Raw genomic sequence first — 18163 nt, forward strand, 5'->3', positions numbered from 1 at the left:
CGGCATGGTGCCACGCTGACCTATCTAGAAGTTTCCTGGTCACCAAGGAGGTAAGACGACTTGTGAATGAGTCGACATTTACTCCCAGGGGTGCCCGGCCAGGAATGCCTACGAGGGGCTCGGACCCCACGGGGCCGGAGGCTGTCGGCTCCATAGCTGTCCGCACCTTCGCGGCCCGGCAGGCCCCCCAGACGACGCAGACAGCACACCAGAGCATGGATGGCCATCACGTGAACGCCATGGCCGGCGACCGGAGCGGCGGCGAAGCGTCCCGCTTCGCCGCGGACGCAGAACTGCCCGAGGGCCACTTCTACGACCCGGACGCCGAATACGAGCCCGATCCCGAGTACGCGGCCACGCTCGCCCCGGACGCCGCCCGCCAGCGCCGTGAGCGCATCGGCCCGACCGGGCGCCCGCTGCCGTACTTCCCCATCCCCGGGCCGCTGAACGACCACGGCCCCGCGAAGATCATCGCGATGTGCAACCAGAAGGGCGGCGTCGGCAAGACCACGTCGACCATCAACCTCGGCGCCGCGCTCGCGGAGTACGGACGCCGGGTCCTGCTGGTCGACTTCGACCCGCAGGGCGCCCTCTCGGTCGGCCTCGGGGTCAACCCGATGGAGCTGGACCTCACCGTCTACAACCTGCTCATGGAGCGGGGGATGGCCGCCGACGAGGTGCTGCTGAAGACCGCGGTCCCCAACATGGACCTGCTGCCCAGCAACATCGACCTGTCGGCCGCCGAGGTCCAGCTGGTCTCCGAGGTCGCGCGCGAGTCGACGCTGCAGCGGGCGCTGAAGCCGCTGCTCGCCGACTACGACTACATCGTCATCGACTGCCAGCCCTCGCTCGGCCTGCTCACGGTGAACGCGCTGACCGCCGCGCACAAGGTGATCGTGCCGCTGGAGTGCGAGTTCTTCGCGCTGCGCGGTGTGGCCCTGCTCACCGAGACCATCGAGAAGGTCCAGGAGCGGCTCAACCCGGAGCTGGAGCTCGACGGCATCCTCGCCACGATGTACGACTCGCGCACCGTCCACAGCCGCGAGGTCCTCGCCCGCGTCGTGGAGGCGTTCGACGACAACGTGTACCACACGGTGATCGGCCGGACCGTCCGCTTCCCGGAGACCACGGTCGCCGGTGAGCCCATCACCACCTACGCCTCCAACTCGGTCGGTGCCGCCGCCTACCGCCAGCTCGCCAGGGAGGTGCTCGCCCGGTGTCACGCCGAGTGAGTCTGCCGGGGGCCGACGAACTGTTCCGCACCACGGGGGGCACGGCACTCCAGGCGTCCACTCCCCGCCGCCAGGGCGAGCCCCGGGTGCCCTCTCCGGCGGGGGAGAGCGACCCGGCCGGCGAGGAGACCGGAACCACCGGCCGCGGTGACGAGCCGGCCGAGCACAGCGCCTCCGCGCCCCCGGCCGGAACGCCCCGGGAGCGCGAGCACCGGGCCCGCAGCCCCGAGGACGACGCCCCGGTCCCCGGCCGCCGCACCCCGCCCCAGGAGGGCCAGCCGGCCGCGCAGCCCGCGCCCCAGCGGCGGCGCGGCGGACGGAACGCCGCCCGCAGGCCCAGCGGCCGCGAACGGCACGACGAGAAGATCACCGTCTACGTCTCCGCCGAGGAACTGATGGACCTGGAGCACGCCCGGCTGGTGCTGCGCGGCGAGCACGGACTCGCCGTCGACCGCGGGCGGATCGTCCGCGAGGCCGTCGCCGTGGTCCTCGCCGACCTGGAGGCCCGCGGCGAGGCCAGCATCCTCGTCCGCCGCCTGCGCGGCCGCTGACCGGACCGCGACCGGCCGCCCGCACCACCTGCCCCCGCCGCCGCCCGGCGCGGCCGGAGCTGTCCCGGCGGCCCCTGCGGGTAGCCTGCCCGCGCGTGCGGGACCCCGCCCGCACCCTGCCGCCCTCCTGGACCACCATGCCGCCCACCCCTGACGCCGCGCCCCCACCGCCCCGCTCCCGCCGCCCCCTCGGGCCGCGCGGGGCCGGGCCGGAGGCGGGGCGCGGGGGCGCCCCGGCCGAGGCGGCGCCCGTAGCGGTGGCGGCGCCCGTCGCGGAGCCGGAACCGATGGCCGTACCGGAGCCCCCGGCGCCGGCCGAGGCCGAGCCGTCCGGCGGGCGGTTCACCGTGCGGCTGGCCAACTTCGAGGGCCCCTTCGACCTGCTGCTCCAGCTCATCTCCAAGCACAAGCTGGACGTCACCGAGGTCGCCCTGTCCCGGGTCACCGACGACTTCATGGCCCACATCCGGGCGATGGGCGCCGACTGGGACCTCGACCAGACCACCGAGTTCCTGGTGGTCGCGGCCACCCTGCTCGACCTCAAGGCGGCCCGGCTGCTGCCCGCCGCCGAGGTCGAGGACGAGCAGGACCTCGCCCTCCTGGAGGCCCGCGACCTGCTCTTCGCCCGGCTGCTCCAGTACCGCGCGTACAAGCGGATCGCCGAGATCTTCGAGGAGCGGCTGGCCGAGGAGGCGCACCGGTACCCGCGTACCGTCGGTCTTGAGCCGCACCACGCCGCGCTGCTGCCGGAGGTGGTCATCAGGATCGGCCCCGGGGGCTTCGCGGAGCTGGCGGTCAAGGCGATGCAGCCGCGCCCCGAACCGCAGGTCTACGTCGAGCACATCCACGCCCCGCTCGTCTCCGTGCAGGAGCAGGCCGAGGTGGTGGTGGACCGGCTGCGGGCGGCGGGCCGGGCCAGCTTCGCCGAGCTGGTCGCCGACGCCGACGGGACGCTGACCGTGGTGGCCCGCTTCCTGGCCCTGCTGGAGCTGTACCGGGAGAAGGCCGTCACGCTCGACCAGGAGGAGCCGCTGGGCGAGCTGCTGGTCTCCTGGAGCGGGGGCGGCGAGGCGGCGCCGCGCGTCACCGACGAGTTCGACCGCCCGCCCGAGCCGCCCGCCGCACCGAACGAGGAGGACGCGTGAGCGAGGAGCACCCGGCGCGGCCGGGCGACGCCGCCGCACTGGAGCTGAAGCCCGCCCTGGAGGCGGTGCTGATGGTGGTGGACGAGCCGGCCACCGTCGACCACCTGGCCAAGGTCACCGGCCGCAACCGGCGGGCGGTCGCCGCGGCACTGGAGGAGCTGGCCGAGGAGTACACCCGCCAGGGGCGCGGTTTCGAGCTGCGGATGGTGGCGGGCGGCTGGCGGTTCTACACGCGGCCCCGGTACGCGGCGGCGGTCGAGGCGTACGCGCTCGACGGGCAGCAGGCCCGGCTGACCCAGGCCGCCTTGGAGACACTGGCGGTCGTCGCCTACCGTCAGCCGGTGAGCCGTTCACGGGTCTCCGCGGTCCGCGGCGTGAACTGCGACGGGGTCATGCGCACCCTCCTCCAGCGCGGTCTGGTCGAGGAGGCGGGCGCGGAACCCGAAACAGGTGCGATCCTGTACACCACGACCACCTACTTCCTGGAGCGGATGGGCCTGCGCGGTCTGGACGAGCTCCCCGAGCTGGCGCCCTTCCTCCCCGAGGCGGACGCCATCGAGGCCGAGACGCAGGAAGCACTGCCCTCGTTCGATCCGGACGCTCCGGAACCGGGCGAAGGCGCCATGACGACGACGGAACGACTGACGGAACTCTGATGACAAGCAGCGGCAGGAACAGCGGACGAGGCAACCAGAAGGGAGCGGGCAGCGGGCGCGGCGGCAACCAGCAGAAGCGTCCGGGCCGCCCCCGCCCCGAGGAGCGCCGCTACGACGTCGGCGGTTCCGGCGGCGAGGGCGGCGGCGCCCGCAAGGGCCGCGGCGACACGGCGCGCGGCGGCGCCAAGGGCGGTCCGAAGCAGGGGCAGCAGCAGCGCGGGCGGAACCGCACCGCTCCGGCGCGCTCCCGCGAGTACGACGCCCGGGCCGAGGAGCGCAACCGCGACCGGTACAACGAGAAGAAGACCCCGCCCCGCCAGGCCGCCCCGGGCAACGAGGGCGAGCGCCTGCAGAAGGTGCTGGCCCGCGCCGGTTACGGCTCGCGCCGTGCCTGCGAGGAGCTGATCGAGGACGCCCGCGTCGAGGTCAACGGCGAGATCGTGCTGGAGCAGGGGCTCCGGGTCGACCCGGAGAACGACGAGATCAAGGTCGACGGCCTCACCGTCGCCACGCAGTCGTACCAGTTCTTCTCGCTCAACAAGCCCGCCGGTGTCGTCTCCACCATGGAGGACCCCGACGGCCGGCAGTGCCTCGGCGACTACGTCACCAACCGGGAGACCCGCCTCTTCCACGTGGGGCGGCTCGACACCGAGACCGAGGGCGTCATCCTCCTCACCAACCACGGCGAGCTGGCGCACCGCCTGACCCACCCCCGGTACGGCGTGAAGAAGACCTACCTGGCGCACATCGTCGGGCCCATCCCGCGCGACCTGGGCAAGCGGCTCAAGGACGGCATCCAGCTGGAGGACGGGTACGCCCGCGCCGACCACTTCCGGGTGGTCGAGCAGACCGGCAAGAACTACCTGGTCGAGGTGACCCTGCACGAGGGCCGCAAGCACATCGTCCGCCGGATGCTGGCCGAGGCCGGCTTCCCGGTCGACAAGCTGGTGCGGGTCGCCTTCGGCCCGATCACCCTCGGCGACCAGAAGTCCGGCTGGCTGCGCCGGCTGAGCAACACCGAGGTCGGCATGCTGATGAAGGAGGTCGAGCTCTAGGGCTCGCCCCTGGTCCGGCACGGCCGGCCCGGTGCTCGACGGCCGGTTCCCCCTGGGGGAGCCGGCCGTCGGCCGTTTCCGGGAACGAGAGCCCGGTCGAACCGGAAGCCTTCCCTCCGGAGCCCGCGTCTTTTATGGTCGCTCTGACCATAAAGAAGGGCGGGGCGCGTGACGTACGACAAACACCGGTACGAGCCGTTCGCGGTCGCCGTCGATCTCGCCGTCTTCACCGTGCGCGAGGGTGTCCTGGAAGTCGTCCTCGTCGAGCGCGGCGAGGAGCCCTTCCGCGGCCGCCTTGCCCTCCCCGGCGGCTTCCTGCGGCCCCGCGAGTCCGCCGCCGAGGCCGCCCGGCGCGAACTGGCCGAGGAGACGGGGGTGGCCGGCGGCTTCCGCCTCGAAGAGGTCGGCGCCTACAGCGAGCCGGACCGCGACCCCCGCATGCGGGTCGTCTCCCTCGCCCACACCGCCCTCGTCCCCCACCTCCCCGAACCCCGCGCGGGCACCGACGCCGCCCGCGCCCTGCGGCTGCCGTACGCCGAGGCCGGGCCGCTCGCCTTCGACCACGACCGCATCCTCGCCGACGCCCGCCGCCACGTCGGCGCCCTGCTGGAGACCACCCCGGCCGCGACCGCCTTCTGCCCGCCCGCCTTCACCCTCGGCGAGCTGCGCCGGGTCTACGAGGCCGTCTGGGGCACCGCCCTCGACCCCGCCAACTTCCGCCGCAAGGTCCTCGGCACCCCGGGCTTCACCGTCCCCGCGCCCGGCCCGGCCCGGCTCACCGGCGGGCGCGGCAAACCCGCCGCCCTCTACCGCGCCGGGCCCGCCACCCGGCTCCACCCGCCCCTGACCCACCCCGAAGGACCCCGCTCATGAACCGACCGGCCACCGGCGCCCTGCTCGGCCTCGCCCTCGGCGACGCCCTGGGCTTCCCCACCGAGTTCAACGACGTCCCCGCGATCCTCGCCAAGTGCGGGCCCTGGCGCGAGATGGCCCTGCCCCGGCCCGCGTACATCACCGACGACACCCAGATGACGCTGGCCGTCGCCCGGGCCCTGCGCCACACCCTCGACGGCGGGCCGCTCGACGCCGCCCGCCTCGAAGGACCGCTGCGCGCCGAGTTCACCGCCTGGTACCGCTCGCCAGAGAACAACCGCGCCCCCGGCCGCACCTGCCTCACCGCCTGCGCCCTGCTGGAGCGGCCCGGCCTGCCCTGGACCGAGGCGAGCCAGACCGGGTCCAAGGGATGCGGGGCCAACATGCGGGTCGCCCCGGTCGCCCTCGTCCCCGGGCTCACCGCCGACACCCGCGCCGGCGCCGCCCAGTTCCAGTCCGCGCTGACCCACGGCCACCCCACGGCTCTGGCCGCCAGTGACCTCACCGCGCACACCGTCCGCCTCCTCGCCGACGGCGCCGACCCCGCCGCCCTGGTCGGCCTGCTCCGCTCGTACGCCCTCGACCAGCGCACCCGCTACCACCACCAGTGGCTCGGTGACCTCTGGCAGCGGGCGCAGGACCCCGACCCCGTCCACTTCATCGCGCGCGGCTGGGACGACTGCCTCGCCGCCCTCGACCGGCTCCGGGCCGCGCTGGACACCCCCTCGCCCGAGACCGACCCCTGCCTGACCACCGGCGAGGGGTGGATCGCCGAGGAGGCCCTCGCCACCGCCCTCCAGTGCTACCTGCTCTTCCCCGACGAGCCCCTGACCGCCCTGCGCCGGGGCGCCTGCACCACCGGCGACTCCGACTCGATCGCCTGCCTCGCCGGCGCCTTCGCCGGGGCCCGCCTCGGCGCGGCCGCCTGGCCCGCCGACTGGACCGGCCACGTCGAACACCGCGACGAACTGCTGGCGCTGGGCGCCCTCTGGGACGGTGCCCGGTGACGGTGACCCCGCCCGAAGCGCTCCGTACGGCGGGCCTGCCGCTCACCGACCTCGCCCCGCTCCTCGCCGACCAGCCGGACCCGCTGGTCTTCGCCACGGTCTCCGGCGCCCACCTGTACGGCTTCCCCTCCCGCGATTCCGACATCGACCTGCGCGGCGCCCACCTGCTCCCGGCGGCCGCCCTGCTGGGCCTCGACGAGCCGGAGGAGACCCGCACCACCGCCGACGACAGCGACGGCGTCGAGCGCGACCTCGTCACCCACGACCTCCGCAAGTTCGCCCGGCTGCTGCTGCGGCGCAACGGCTACGTCCTGGAACAGCTCACCTCGCCGCTGGTCGTGCACACCGGCCCCGTCCACGCCGAGCTCACCGCCCTGGCCCCCGGCGTCCTCACCCACCACCACGCCCACCACTACCGGGGCTTCGCCCGAACCCAGTGGCGGCTGTACGAACGCACCGGCGAGCTGAAGCCGCTGCTGTACACCTACCGGGCGCTGCTCACCGGCATCCACCTGATGCGCACCGGAGAGATCCAGGCCCACCTGCCCACCCTCTGTGCTCTGCCCGAGGCCCCGGCTCGGCTTCCCGGCCTGATCGCGGCCAAGGCGGCGGCCGAACACGGAGCCGCCGACCCCGCCCTGCGGCCCACGGCCGAGGCGGAGACGGACCGGCTGCACACCGTGCTCGACGAGGCAGAGGCGGTCTCCGCCCTGCCCGACGCCCCCTCGGGCCGGGCCGCCCTGCACGACCTGGTGGTCCGCGCCCGCCTGGCCGGCTGAGCGGGGCCGGTCACCCCCGCGCCGCCGCCGAGTCCCGGCGTACCCGGTACAGGAAGTCCTCCACCCGGGCCCGGTCGGGGGCGGCGGGCAGCGGGGTGGTCAGGGCGGCCTCCTCGCAGGCCCCGTCCAGCTCCGCCATGACCGCCGCGACCCGGCCCCAGGACCACGCGCCGCGCCTCACCGCCAGCAGTTCCTCGCGGGCCTCGCCGACCTCGACCACCAGCCGGCCGGTGCGCAGCAGGTCCCGGCAGCTGCGCTGGAGACGGAGCAGGTGCATGGCGTGCTTCCAGCGCGGGGCGCCATGGGTGCGCACGTCCGCCTCGAGCTTCCTGCGCTGGCCCGCCACGTACCGGGAGAAGGTCCGCAGTACCTCCCGGGAGAGGAAGGCGTCCCGCAGGGAGAGCAGCTCCTCGCCGCGCGGGTCGGCGAATTCCACCAGGGGGGAGTGGAGGCACTCCAGGATGTTCGGGTTGGCGGCGAGGGCGAGGGAGCAGAACCGCTCCAGCTCCCAGGAGAAGCGTTCTTCCTCCGGCCCGTCCAGATGGGTCGGCGGCCGGGAGAAGCCCCAGAACCACGGGGTGGGGGCCACGTAGACGCCCCGCCGGTCGGTGTCGGACTCCTCGGTGGCCAGGCCGAAGGCGCGCGAGCCCGTCACCCACGACACGATCGTGTGCTCCCGTACCAGCACCAGTTCCCCGCCCGCCGCCTCCCAGGGCGTACGCCCGCCGCCGTCCACCGGCACCCCGCCTTCCTCGGTCCGCATGCCGGGAGGGTACGCGGGCGAGCCCCCGCGCGCGGCTACGCTGAGCGGCGACCTCCGCACGCGCTCCCTCCCGCAAGGACACCCCGTGAGAACCGCCCTCGTCATCGGTACCGGCCTGATCGGCACCTCCATCGCGCTGACCCTCGCCGAGCGGGGCGTCGCCGTGTATCTCGCGGACGCGGACCCGGGACAGGCCAGGACCGCGGCCGGGCTCGGTGCCGGGAGCGCCGAGGAGCCGCCCGGTCCGGTCGACCTCGCGGTGGTCGCCGTACCGCCCGCCCACGTCGCCGCCACCCTCGCCGACGCCATGCGGAACGGCCGGGCCCGCGCCTGCCTCGACGTGGCCAGCGTCAAGGGCGGCCCCCGCCGTGAGCTGGCCGCCCTCGGCCTGGACCTCTCCGGCTACCTCGGCAGCCACCCCATGTCCGGCCGCGAGCAGTCGGGCCCGCTCGCCGCCACCGCCGACCTCTTCGAGGGGCGGCCCTGGGTGCTCACCCCCACCCCGGAGACCGACACCGAGGTGCTCAACCTCGCTCTCGAACTGGTCTCGCTCTGCCGCGGCGTCCCCGTCGTCATGGACGCCGACGCCCACGACCGCGCCGTCGCCCTCGTCTCGCACATGCCGCACCTGGTCTCCGCCCTGGTCGCCGCCCGGCTGGAGCACGCCGAGGACAGCGCCGTACGCCTCTGCGGGCAGGGCATCCGCGACGTCACCCGCATCGCCGCCTCCGACCCCCGGATGTGGATCGACATCCTCTCCGCCAACCCCGGGCCCGTCGCCGACCTGCTCGGCGCGCTCGCCGAGGACCTGGAGGCCACCGTCGCCGCCCTGCGCGCCCTGGAGTCCGGCGACAGCGAGAAGCGCCGTGCGGGCGCCGAGGGCGTCGAGCGGATACTGCGCCGCGGCAACGCCGGGCAGATCAGGGTCCCCGGCAAGCACGGCACGGCCCCCCGCGCCTACGAGACCGTCGCCGTCCTCATCTCCGACCAGCCGGGCGAGCTGGCGCGGATCTTCGCCGACGCCGGACGGGTCGGCGCCAACATCGAGGACGTCCGCATCGAGCACGCCACCGGGCAGCAGGCCGGACTGGTCCAGCTCATGGTGGAGCCGGCCGCGGTCGGCCCCCTGCGGGTCGGCCTCGCCGAGCGCGGCTGGTCCCTGCGCGCCTGACCGCGCCCTCGCCCCGCCGGACGGGCGCGCCGCGCACCCGTCCGGGTGACCGGGCCCCCGCCGCCCCGCCGGACGGGAGGGGGCCCGGGACCCAGTAACCTGGGAGCATCGTGCAGCCATCCGTATCAGGAGACAGCGTGGAAACCGCCCCCCGGACCGTTCCGGCCATCATCGTCGCCATCGACGGTCCCTCCGGTACGGGCAAGTCGAGCACCTCCAAGGCCGTCGCGACGGCACTGGGGCTCCGCTACCTCGACACCGGGGCCCAGTACCGGGCGATCACCTGGTGGATGGTGGAGAACGGCATCGACACCGCCGACGCCGAGGCGGTCGCGGACGCGGCGGCCAAGCCGGAGATCGTCTCCGGCACCGACCCGCTGGCGCCGACCATCACCGTCGACGGCATCGACGTCTCCGGCCCGATCCGCACCCAGGAGGTCACCTCCAAGGTCTCCGCCGTCTCCGCGGTGCCCCGGGTGCGCACCCTGATCACCGAGCTCCAGCGGTCCATCGCCGCCGGGGCCGAGGGCGGCATCCTCGTCGAGGGGCGCGACATCGGCACGACCGTCCTCCCCGACGCCGACCTCAAGGTCTTCCTCACCGCCTCCCCCGAGGCCCGCGCGGCCCGCCGCAGCGGCGAGCTGAAGGGCAAGGAGGCCACCGATCTGGCGGCCACCCGCGAGGCGCTGCTGCGGCGCGACGCGGCCGACTCCGGCCGCAAGACCTCGCCGCTCGCCAAGGCGGACGACGCGGTCGAGGTCGACACCAGCGACCTCACCCTCCAGCAGGTCATCGAGTGCGTCGTCACCCTCGTCGAGGAGAAGCGAGCGCTCCGGTGACGGCCGACACCCTCCCCTCGGAGCGCGGCGCCGCCGTCGGCCGGGGCATCGGCATCGGCCTGATGTACGGGCTGTGGCGGCCCCGCGTCCTCGGCGCCTGGCGGGTGCCGTCGGCCGGGCCGGTGATCCTCGCGGTCAACCACAGCCACATGATCGACGGCCCCATGCTGATGGGGACGGCACCGCGGCCAGTGCACTTCCTGATCAAGAAGGAAGCCTTCGTCGGCCCGCTCGACCCCTTCCTCAAGGGGATCGGCCAGCTCAAGGTCGACCGGGACACCACCGACCGGGCCGCCGTCACCGACGCGCTCGGTGTCCTCAAGGCCGGCGGCGTCCTCGGGATCTTCCCCGAGGGCACCCGCGGCGAGGGCGACTTCGCCTCGCTCCGCGCCGGCCTCGCCTACTTCGCCGTCCGCAGCGGCGCCCAGGTCGTCCCGGTGGCCGTCCTCGGCGGCGCCGACCGGCCGGGCCGCCTGGTCAAGGCCCTGCCGCCGCTGCGCTCCCGGGTCGACGTCGTCTTCGGCGACCCGTTCGAGGCGGGCGACGGCTCCGGCCGCCGCACCCGCAAGGCGCTCGACGAGGCGACCGTCCGCATCCAGGGCGAACTGCGGACGCACCTGCAATACGCAAGGCGTCTGACCGGACGCCAGGGGGTGCCTGAATAATCCCGCACAGCGCCCTCGGCGCCCGGCACGTACTCTCGCCGCACCGGGCGAAGGCCCGAGGAGCTCCGCTACGAGAGCCTCCACCCGGCGCACCGAGAGCACGCACCGAACACCACGGACACTGCACAGGATTTTTCAGACACCCCCAGGTAAGACTTGAAGCAGTGGTCCGCCCCCGGGGCGGCCCATCGACGACGCGGTCGGCGCGACGAAGCGGCCGGCGCAGTACAGAGGAACGGACTTCATGAACGACCACCACATCTCCGACGACGAGCACGGAGAGCTTGGCGAAGCCGAGTACGCGCAGTTCATGGAGCTGGCCGCGGAAGAGGGCTTCGACATCGACGACGTCGAGGACGCCATCGAGGAGGCCGGTCACGGCCCCCTCCCGGTCCTCGCCGTCGTCGGCCGCCCGAACGTCGGCAAGTCGACCCTGGTCAACCGGATCATCGGGCGCCGCGAGGCCGTCGTCGAGGACAAGCCCGGCGTCACCCGCGACCGCGTCACCTACGAGGCCGAGTGGGCCGGGCGCCGCTTCAAGCTGGTCGACACCGGCGGCTGGGAGCAGGACGTCCTCGGCATCGACGCCTCCGTCGCCGCCCAGGCCGAGTACGCCATCGACGCGGCCGACGCGGTCGTCTTCGTGGTCGACGCCACCGTCGGCGCCACCGACACCGACGCCGCCGTGGTGCGGCTGCTGCGCAAGGCCGGCAAGCCCGTCGTGCTCTGCGCCAACAAGGTCGACGGCCCCTCCGCCGAGGCCGACGCGGCCATGCTCTGGTCGCTGGGGCTCGGCGAGCCGCACCCGGTCTCCGCGCTGCACGGCCGCGGCACCGGCGACATGCTGGACGCCGTCATCGAGGCGCTGCCCGACGCCCCCGCCCAGACCTTCGGCGGCGCCACCCCCGGCGGCCCCCGCCGGATCGCCCTGATCGGCCGGCCCAACGTCGGCAAGTCCTCGCTGCTCAACAAGGTCGCCCGCGAGGACCGCGTGGTCGTCAACGAACTGGCGGGCACCACCCGCGACCCGGTCGACGAGCTGATCGAACTCGGCGGCGTCACCTGGAAGTTCGTCGACACCGCCGGTATCCGCAAGCGGGTCCACCTCCAGCAGGGCGCCGACTACTACGCCTCGCTGCGCACGGCCGCCGCCGTCGAGAAGGCCGAGGTCGCCGTCATCCTGATCGATGCCGGCGAGTCCATCAGCGTCCAGGACCAGCGGATCGTCACCATGGCGGTCGACTCGGGCCGCGCCATCGTCGTCGCCTACAACAAGTGGGACACCCTCGACGAGGAGCGCCGCTACTACCTGGAGCGGGAGATCGAGACGGAGCTGGCGCAGATCGCCTGGGCCCCCCGGGTCAACGTCTCCGCCGCCACCGGCCGCCACATGGAGCGCCTGGTCCCCGCCATCGAGACGGCCCTCGCGGGCTGGGAGACCCGGGTGCCCACCGGGCGGCTCAACGCCTTCCTCGGCGAACTGGTCTCCTCCCACCCGCACCCGGTCCGCGGCGGCAAGCAGCCCCGCATCCTCTTCGGCACCCAGGCCGGCACCAAGCCGCCCCGGTTCGTCCTCTTCGCCTCCGGCTTCATCGAGCACGGCTACCGCCGGTTCGTCGAACGCCGCCTGCGCGAGGAGTTCGGCTTCGAGGGCACCCCGATCAAGATCTCGGTCCGGGTCCGCGAGAAGCGCGGCCGCAAGAAGTAGCAGCGGGCGTACGCCGGAAGCGGCCGTACGCAGGACGTGAGAGGGGCCCGCCGGATCTGGCGGGCCCCTCTCACGCTGTGCCGCCCGAAGGGGCTGCCAGGGGCGCTACTGGCGCTCCCAGCGCGGCGGCGCCGGCGGCAGCGCCGGAGCCGCGTGCCGGCGCGAGGGCGGCGTCCAGCTCCCGGTGGCCCGCTCCTCCTGAGGGCGCGGATACGGGTCCTGGGGCGGGCGGCGGAAGCTCTGCGGCCCCCCGAACGCGTGGAACCGCAGATCCTCCTCGCCACTGCGGTCCCCTGGCAGCGCGCGGAAGGACCGGCGGTACTCCGCGCACAGGGCGTCGAAGATCGGCGTGGGCGAGCGGCCGTCGGTCAGGTCCTGCGCGGGGCGCATGGACGGGATGGACGACGGCGGCAGCGGCCGGGAACGGGAGGGGTCGTAAGCGTGCACACACGTCCAAACGACCCCGCGGCCCAGGAGATGCGGGCGCGGGCCGCGCTTCACCGTGGGCACGGGGCGGACCGCGCCGCCGGGCGGGGACCGGCGGGCCCGGGGAATCCTCAGGTACCGGCGAGCGGCATCGCGGCGGCGACCAGGCGGCCCTGCGCCGCCGCGCGGTCCAGCGCGTCCCGCAGCAGGTCCTCCCGGGGCTGCTGGCCGATGGAGCCGGCGGGGGCCGCGTAGACCAGGACGGTCTGGCTCTTGTTGGCCGCCGCGCGCCAGCTGTCGGCCACCTGGAGCGGCTGGTGGGCCTGCCACCAGGCGACCGGTGCCCCGGACTCCGGCCCCGGCTGGAGGACCGCGTGCAGCTGGCCCACGGCCAGCAGCACCGACCAGCCGTGCAGCACCGGCGGGACCTGCTCCACCGTCGGGCACGGCACGAAACCCTGCTCGGCGAGGAGGTCCAGGAAGGCGTCCTCGGTGCCGCCCGAGCCCGGGCGGACGATCGGCCCGGTCGGCTCCACCACCAGGGCGGGGTGCAGCTCACCGTCGATCAGGACGAGCCCGCTGGTCACACCGAGGACGGCCTGCTCGGGAGCGGGGTCGCCGGAGCCGTCGGCGTTGATGGAGCGGACCGCCCCCTGGAGCTGCTCCTCGGCGACCTTGACGATCTGCGAGGGCAGGCAGGTGGCGTGGGCGAAGGCCAGGACGGCTGTTTCGTCGCCGACGAACAGGACGGTGCTGGTGCGTTCCTGTTCCGAGTCGCCCGGGGTGCGGCACGACGTGCAGTCGTAGTGGCCCGGGGTGTTCTCTCCGGCGAGCAGCCGTTCGGCTTCTGCGTCGCCGATCTCGGCGCGTACGTCATCGCTGACGTCGAGCATGCGCGGCACGGGTGGCTCCTCGGAATTCGGTGCGTGAGCGAGTCCGGCGGGTCACCGGCTCAACGAGGACAACGGGTGACCCGGGGTGCAAGTCACGCGCCGGTTCGTACGGAAAACGCTTCCACGGAACACCCGTTCGCGCCGGGGCGGCGGCACGGCGCGCGGGCGCACGGCGTGGCTGACCGCGCGCCCTTCGGCAGCCGCCCTACCGTGACGCGATGCCGCACCTGCTCGCCGCCGCCGTCGCGGCCCTCGCCCTCCTCGCCCCCGGGCACGCCCACCGCGCGGACCCGGCCGGGACCCCCGACTGCCGCTCGGCGCCCTGGCCGTGGGGATGCGTCGCCGACTGCGAGTCGGACGGCCGCTGGGACGCCGACACCGGCAACGGCCACCACGGCGGCCTCCAGTTCGCCCCGGCCACCTGGCGGGAGTTCGGCGGCGAGCGGTACGCGCCCAGCGCGCACCTGGCCACCGCCGAGGAGCAGATCGCGGTGGGCCGGGACGTCCTGCGGGTCCAGGGCTGGGAGGCGTGGCCGTCCTGCGCGAAGCGGTACGGGCTGGCCGGGCGGGCGCACACGGTCGAGCCGGGGGACACGCTCACCTCGGTGGCGGCCCGGTTCCGGGTGCCCGGCGGGGTGGACGCCCTGTACCGGCTGAACGAGGAGACCGTCGGGCCCGACCCGGACCGGCTCGCCGTCGGGGTGCTGCTGGCCCTGCCGCCGGGTTCCGGCTCCGGCCGCGCCGGGGGCTGATGGACTCTCCGGGCGAAAGGTTCCCGACATCAGGCCTCAATACCGCATCCTTTGTGGCACAAGATGATGATGAGGCCAACCCATGCCGCACCCGCCCGGTCCTCCTCCCTGGACAGGCCGACACGACGCCGTGTGCGGGGAAGGACGGGACGGCACCGCCCATGCGCATCTCTTTCCTCATCCACAACGCCTACGGCATCGGCGGCACCATCCGCGCCACCCACAACCTCGCCGCCGGGCTCGCCGAACAGCACGAGGTCGAGATCGTCTCCGTCTTCCGCCACCGGGAGAAGCCGTTCCTCGGCCACCACCCCCACGTGACGCTGCGCCACCTCGTGGACACCCGCACGGGCACCCCCGGCTACGAGGGTGATCACCCCGAACACGCCATCGCCGCCGAGGACTTCCCGCGCGAGGACCACCAGTACCACGCGTACAGCATGCTCACCGACCGCCGCATCCGCGCCCATCTCGGCGCGGCCGGCGCCGACGTGGTCGTCACCACCCGGCCCGGGCTGACCCACCACCTGGCCCGGCAGGGGGCGGCGGGCGCGGTGCGCGTCGGGCAGGAACACCTCGGCCTGGCCGCCCACACCCCCGCCCTGCGGCGCCGGTTGAGGGCCGTCTATCCCCGCCTGGACGCGCTCACCACGGCCACCGAGGCCGACGCGCGGGCCCACCGCGACAAGCTCCGGCTGCCCGGCGTCCAGGTGGCCGTGCTGCCCAACGCCGTCCCCGACCCGGCCGGTCCGCCGGCCGACCCGGCCGCCCGCCGCATCGTCGCGGCGGGCCGCCTCGTCCCGGTCAAGCGGTACGAGCTGCTGATCCGCGCCTTCGCCCGGGTCCACGCGCTCCACCCGGAGTGGAGCCTGGACATCTGCGGGGGCGGGGAGCGGCGGGCGGCGCTCGCGGAACTCGTCGAGGAACTGGGGCTCACCGGCCACGTGCGGCTGCGCGGTGCCGTGAACCCCATGGAGGACGCCTGGACCAGCGGCTCCGTCGCGGCCGTCAGTTCCAGCTGGGAATCCTTCGGCATGACGGTGGTCGAGGCGATGCGCTGCGGCGTGCCGGTGGTCGCCGTCGACTGCCCGCACGGCCCGCGCGAGATCATCACCGACGGCGTCGACGGGCTCCTCGTCCGGTCCGCCGCCCCGGACGCCCTCGCCGACGCGCTGCTCTCCCTCGTCGGCGACGAGGACCTGCGGCGCTCCATGGGCAGGGCGGCCCTGGCCAACGCCACCCGCTACTCCCCGGCCGCCGTCGCCGAACGCTGCTCCGACCTCTTCACCTCCCTCGTCGCCCGGCGGGGACGGTCGGGCGCCGCCGCCCGCCTGCGCGGCTCCGCCCACCGCGCGCGGGGCGCCGCGCTCAGCACCGCCTTCGCCCTCCGCGACACCAGCCGCAACCTCAGAGCCGCCCTGGCCCCGGGCGGTGCCGCATGACCGCGCTGCTGCCCGGCCTCCCGCCGGGCTCCACCGGTCCGGTTCCGGCCGCCGGGCCGCCGCGCGCCGACTGCGTGGCCGACACCGCGGGCGGGCTCACCTTCGACCTGGCCGGGCCGGACGGCCTCTCCGGGCGGGCCGTCGACGGAGCCGCTCTGCTGCTGCGCCCGCGCGAGCGGGGGACGGACGCCGTCCCGCTGCCGCTCACCCCGGTCGGCGGCGGACGGCTGCGGGCCGCGCTGCCCCGGACCGTGCCGCTGCCCGAAGGGCACTGGGACGCCTGGCTGCGGCTGCCCGGCAGCCCCGACCGGCGGCTGGCGCCCGGCGCCCACCATCTGGGCCCGCTCACCGCCGCCCGTGCGGCCGACGCGGCGGCGGGCCGGGTCGTCGCCCGGCTGCCGTACGCCACCCGGGGCGGGCGCCTCAGTCTCCGCAGCTGGCTGCGCGCCCCGCACGCCGAAGCCCTCGGAGTCGTTGCCGGTTCCGAGCGGGTCACCGTCACCGGGCGGCTCTACGGCGCCGCCGTCACCGCCCACGCCTACGGCGAGATACGCGCCGTGGACGCCCCCGGCCCGGCCTGCCGCGTCCCCGTGACGCCCACCCTCGAACCGGCCCGTCCGCCCGTCGAGGGCACCCCCTTCACCCTCACCCTGCCCCACCCCGACCTGGCCGCCGACGGCCGCCCCCGCACCTGGTCCCTCTGGCTCCGTCCGGCCGGCGAAACCGGCCCGGAGACCCGCCTGGCCCGCCTCCTGGGCCCCGGAGGCGTCACCACCGCCCCGACCCCCCACCCACCCCTCGCCCTCCCCGGCCCCCGAGGTCCCCTGCACGCGGCCCCCGTCTACACCCCGAGCCACGACCTCACCTTCCGCCTGAGCCCGGCGGTGCCGCTTCCTCGACGGGGGTGACGAGGGGACGGTGGCCTCGAGCGCCGGCCGGGCTAGGTTTTGCCGGCGGCGCGCGACCACTCTCACCCCGGCCGGCGTTTGAGGCCATCAGCGACCGGCGCCCGGGACAGCCGGCCCCCTCTCACCCGGCGGCCCAGCCGACAAGCCACCCCGGGAAGTTCGCGGACACCCCCTGTCCGCGACCCCTGCCAGACTCCCCCCATGCTGGACACCTCCGCACGTCTCCTCCGTCTCCTCTCGCTGCTCCAGGCGCACCGCTCCTGGACCGGGCCCCAGCTGGCCGACCGCCTGGGGGTCACCTCGCGCACCGTCCGGCGCGACGTGGAACGCCTGCGGGAGCTGGGCTATCCCGTCAACGCGGCCCCCGGCACCACCGGGGGCTACCAGCTCGGCGCGGGCGCCGAACTCCCTCCGCTGCTGCTCGACGACGACGAGGCGGTCGCCGTCGCGGTGGGGCTGCGGACGGCCGCGGGAGGGGGTGTCGAGGGGGTCGGGGAGTCCTCGGTGCGCGCTCTGGCCAAGCTGGAGCAGGTGCTGCCGAGCCGGCTGCGGCGCCGGGTCGGGGCTCTGCACGCGTACACCGTGCCGTTGCTGCGGGCTCCCGGCGGGCCGGGGGTCGAGCCGGGGGTGCTGACGGAGCTGGCGGCGGTCTGCCGGGACGCGGAGCGGCTGCGGTTCGCCTACCGGGACCATGCCGGGAAGGAGTCCCGGCGCACGGTCGAGCCGCACCGCCTGGTCTGCACCGAGCGCCGCTGGTACCTGGTTGCCTGGGACCTGGACCGGGCCGGCTGGCGGACCTTCCGGGCCGACCGGATCACCCCCAGGCCGCCGCACGGGCCGCGCTTCACCCCGCGCGAGGGCCCGGCGGAGGATCTCGCGGCATACGTCTCCGAGGGGCTGTCCACCCGGGTCTACCCGGACCGGGTGGTGCTGCGGCTGCTGGTGCCGCTGGAGGAGGCGGCCGGGCGGATCTCCCCGTCGGACGGCACTCTGGCGGCCGAGAGCGCGGACAGCTGCCTGCTGACGGCGGGGGCCACCAGCCTCGACGTCCTGGTGATCCACATCCTGCTGCTGGGGCTGGAGTTCGAGGTGGTCGAGGGGGACGGGGTCCAGGAGGGGCTGCGGGCCGCCCACGGTCTGCTCGGGCGCGCGCTGGAGCGCGGTGAGCGGAACGGAGAGCGGAAGGGAGAGCGGAACGCCGACGCTTTTGCGGAATCGGAATAGGGGGGCGGGCATTCTTCTCCCGCGTTCCGGCGCAGCCGTGCGGCGGGCGGGCCGGGCCGGGCGAATGCAGAGCG

Annotated in this window: 19 protein-coding genes; 16 read left to right on the top strand and 3 right to left on the bottom strand. The window is 74.9% G+C overall.

Annotation, left to right across the window (positions count from 1 at the left end):
• Positions 1-104: 104 nt before the first annotated feature.
• The 8 genes from OIM89_RS25045 (at position 105) to OIM89_RS25080 (ending at position 7298) form a co-directional block, all read left to right on the top strand.
• Positions 105-1232 carry a ParA family protein gene (locus tag OIM89_RS25045; RefSeq protein ID WP_078858191.1) on the top strand — a complete coding sequence of 376 codons (1128 nt, stop codon included), beginning with the start codon at positions 105-107 and terminating at the stop codon, positions 1230-1232.
• Positions 1217-1783 carry a hypothetical protein gene (locus OIM89_RS25050; protein WP_015508091.1) on the top strand — a complete coding sequence of 189 codons (567 nt, stop codon included), beginning with the start codon at positions 1217-1219 and terminating at the stop codon, positions 1781-1783. The genes OIM89_RS25045 and OIM89_RS25050 overlap by 16 nt, the downstream gene beginning before the upstream one ends.
• A gap of 95 nt (positions 1784-1878) precedes the next feature.
• Complete coding sequence (locus tag OIM89_RS25055; protein ID WP_047469844.1) at positions 1879-2928, top strand: segregation and condensation protein A; 1050 nt, start codon at positions 1879-1881, stop codon at positions 2926-2928.
• On the top strand, positions 2925-3584 hold the full coding sequence (scpB, locus tag OIM89_RS25060; protein ID WP_030699057.1) for an SMC-Scp complex subunit ScpB: 660 nt from the start codon (positions 2925-2927) through the stop codon (positions 3582-3584). Before OIM89_RS25055 ends, scpB begins: the two co-directional genes overlap by 4 nt.
• Positions 3584-4639 (top strand): pseudouridine synthase, encoded by a 1056-nt coding sequence (locus OIM89_RS25065; protein ID WP_030699056.1) that lies wholly within the window; start codon positions 3584-3586, stop codon positions 4637-4639. Before scpB ends, OIM89_RS25065 begins: the two co-directional genes overlap by 1 nt.
• Positions 4640-4807: 168 nt before the next feature.
• On the top strand, positions 4808-5512 hold the full coding sequence (locus OIM89_RS25070) for an NUDIX hydrolase (protein WP_151169901.1): 705 nt from the start codon (positions 4808-4810) through the stop codon (positions 5510-5512).
• Positions 5509-6519 carry an ADP-ribosylglycohydrolase family protein gene (locus OIM89_RS25075; RefSeq protein WP_030699054.1) on the top strand — a complete coding sequence of 337 codons (1011 nt, stop codon included), beginning with the start codon at positions 5509-5511 and terminating at the stop codon, positions 6517-6519. Before OIM89_RS25070 ends, OIM89_RS25075 begins: the two co-directional genes overlap by 4 nt.
• Positions 6516-7298, top strand: a complete 783-nt coding sequence (locus OIM89_RS25080; RefSeq protein ID WP_047469847.1) for a DNA polymerase beta superfamily protein — start codon at positions 6516-6518, stop codon at positions 7296-7298. The genes OIM89_RS25075 and OIM89_RS25080 overlap by 4 nt, the downstream gene beginning before the upstream one ends.
• Positions 7299-7308: 10 nt before the next feature.
• Here OIM89_RS25080 and OIM89_RS25085 read toward each other — a convergent pair whose 3' ends face one another.
• Positions 7309-8040, bottom strand: a complete 732-nt coding sequence (locus OIM89_RS25085; protein ID WP_264491809.1) for a nucleotidyltransferase domain-containing protein — start codon at positions 8038-8040, stop codon at positions 7309-7311.
• 106 nt (positions 8041-8146) lie between these two features.
• On the opposite strand from OIM89_RS25085, the gene OIM89_RS25090 reads away from it, so the two are divergent.
• The 4 genes from OIM89_RS25090 to der all read left to right on the top strand — a co-directional run bounded on the left by OIM89_RS25090 (position 8147) and on the right by der (position 12444).
• Positions 8147-9232, top strand: a complete 1086-nt coding sequence (locus tag OIM89_RS25090; protein ID WP_030699051.1) for a prephenate dehydrogenase — start codon at positions 8147-8149, stop codon at positions 9230-9232.
• A gap of 137 nt (positions 9233-9369) precedes the next feature.
• Positions 9370-10071: a (d)CMP kinase gene (gene cmk, locus OIM89_RS25095; RefSeq protein WP_030699050.1), complete on the top strand. Its 702-nt coding sequence runs from the start codon at positions 9370-9372 to the stop codon at positions 10069-10071.
• On the top strand, positions 10068-10736 hold the full coding sequence (locus tag OIM89_RS25100; protein WP_030699049.1) for a lysophospholipid acyltransferase family protein: 669 nt from the start codon (positions 10068-10070) through the stop codon (positions 10734-10736). The genes cmk and OIM89_RS25100 overlap by 4 nt, the downstream gene beginning before the upstream one ends.
• Positions 10737-10980: 244 nt before the next feature.
• Positions 10981-12444 (top strand): ribosome biogenesis GTPase Der, encoded by a 1464-nt coding sequence (der, locus tag OIM89_RS25105; protein ID WP_030699048.1) that lies wholly within the window; start codon positions 10981-10983, stop codon positions 12442-12444.
• A 105-nt stretch (positions 12445-12549) separates the two neighbouring features.
• Here der and OIM89_RS25110 read toward each other — a convergent pair whose 3' ends face one another.
• On the bottom strand, positions 12550-12891 hold the full coding sequence (locus tag OIM89_RS25110; RefSeq protein WP_047142617.1) for a hypothetical protein: 342 nt from the start codon (positions 12889-12891) through the stop codon (positions 12550-12552).
• Between the two features lie 110 nt (positions 12892-13001).
• Entirely contained in the window at positions 13002-13772 is a 771-nt protein-coding gene (locus tag OIM89_RS25115; RefSeq protein WP_030699046.1) for a hypothetical protein, read from the bottom strand.
• 209 nt (positions 13773-13981) lie between these two features.
• Between OIM89_RS25115 and OIM89_RS25120 the strand changes: the two genes are divergently transcribed.
• The 4 genes from OIM89_RS25120 (at position 13982) to OIM89_RS25135 (ending at position 18089) form a co-directional block, all read left to right on the top strand.
• Positions 13982-14515, top strand: a complete 534-nt coding sequence (locus OIM89_RS25120) for a transglycosylase family protein (RefSeq protein ID WP_151169907.1) — start codon at positions 13982-13984, stop codon at positions 14513-14515.
• A gap of 161 nt (positions 14516-14676) precedes the next feature.
• A complete protein-coding gene (locus tag OIM89_RS25125) occupies positions 14677-15957 on the top strand; it encodes a glycosyltransferase (RefSeq protein WP_030699044.1) in 1281 nt (426 codons plus the stop codon).
• On the top strand, positions 15954-16865 hold the full coding sequence (locus tag OIM89_RS25130; protein ID WP_264491637.1) for a hypothetical protein: 912 nt from the start codon (positions 15954-15956) through the stop codon (positions 16863-16865). The genes OIM89_RS25125 and OIM89_RS25130 overlap by 4 nt, the downstream gene beginning before the upstream one ends.
• Before the next feature lie 201 nt (positions 16866-17066).
• Positions 17067-18089 (top strand): helix-turn-helix transcriptional regulator, encoded by a 1023-nt coding sequence (locus tag OIM89_RS25135; protein WP_030696610.1) that lies wholly within the window; start codon positions 17067-17069, stop codon positions 18087-18089.
• Positions 18090-18163 lie beyond the last annotated feature (74 nt).

This window comes from Streptomyces sp. BI87, assembly GCF_025957665.1.
Taxonomy (GTDB): Bacteria; Actinomycetota; Actinomycetes; order Streptomycetales; family Streptomycetaceae; genus Streptomyces; species Streptomyces albidoflavus.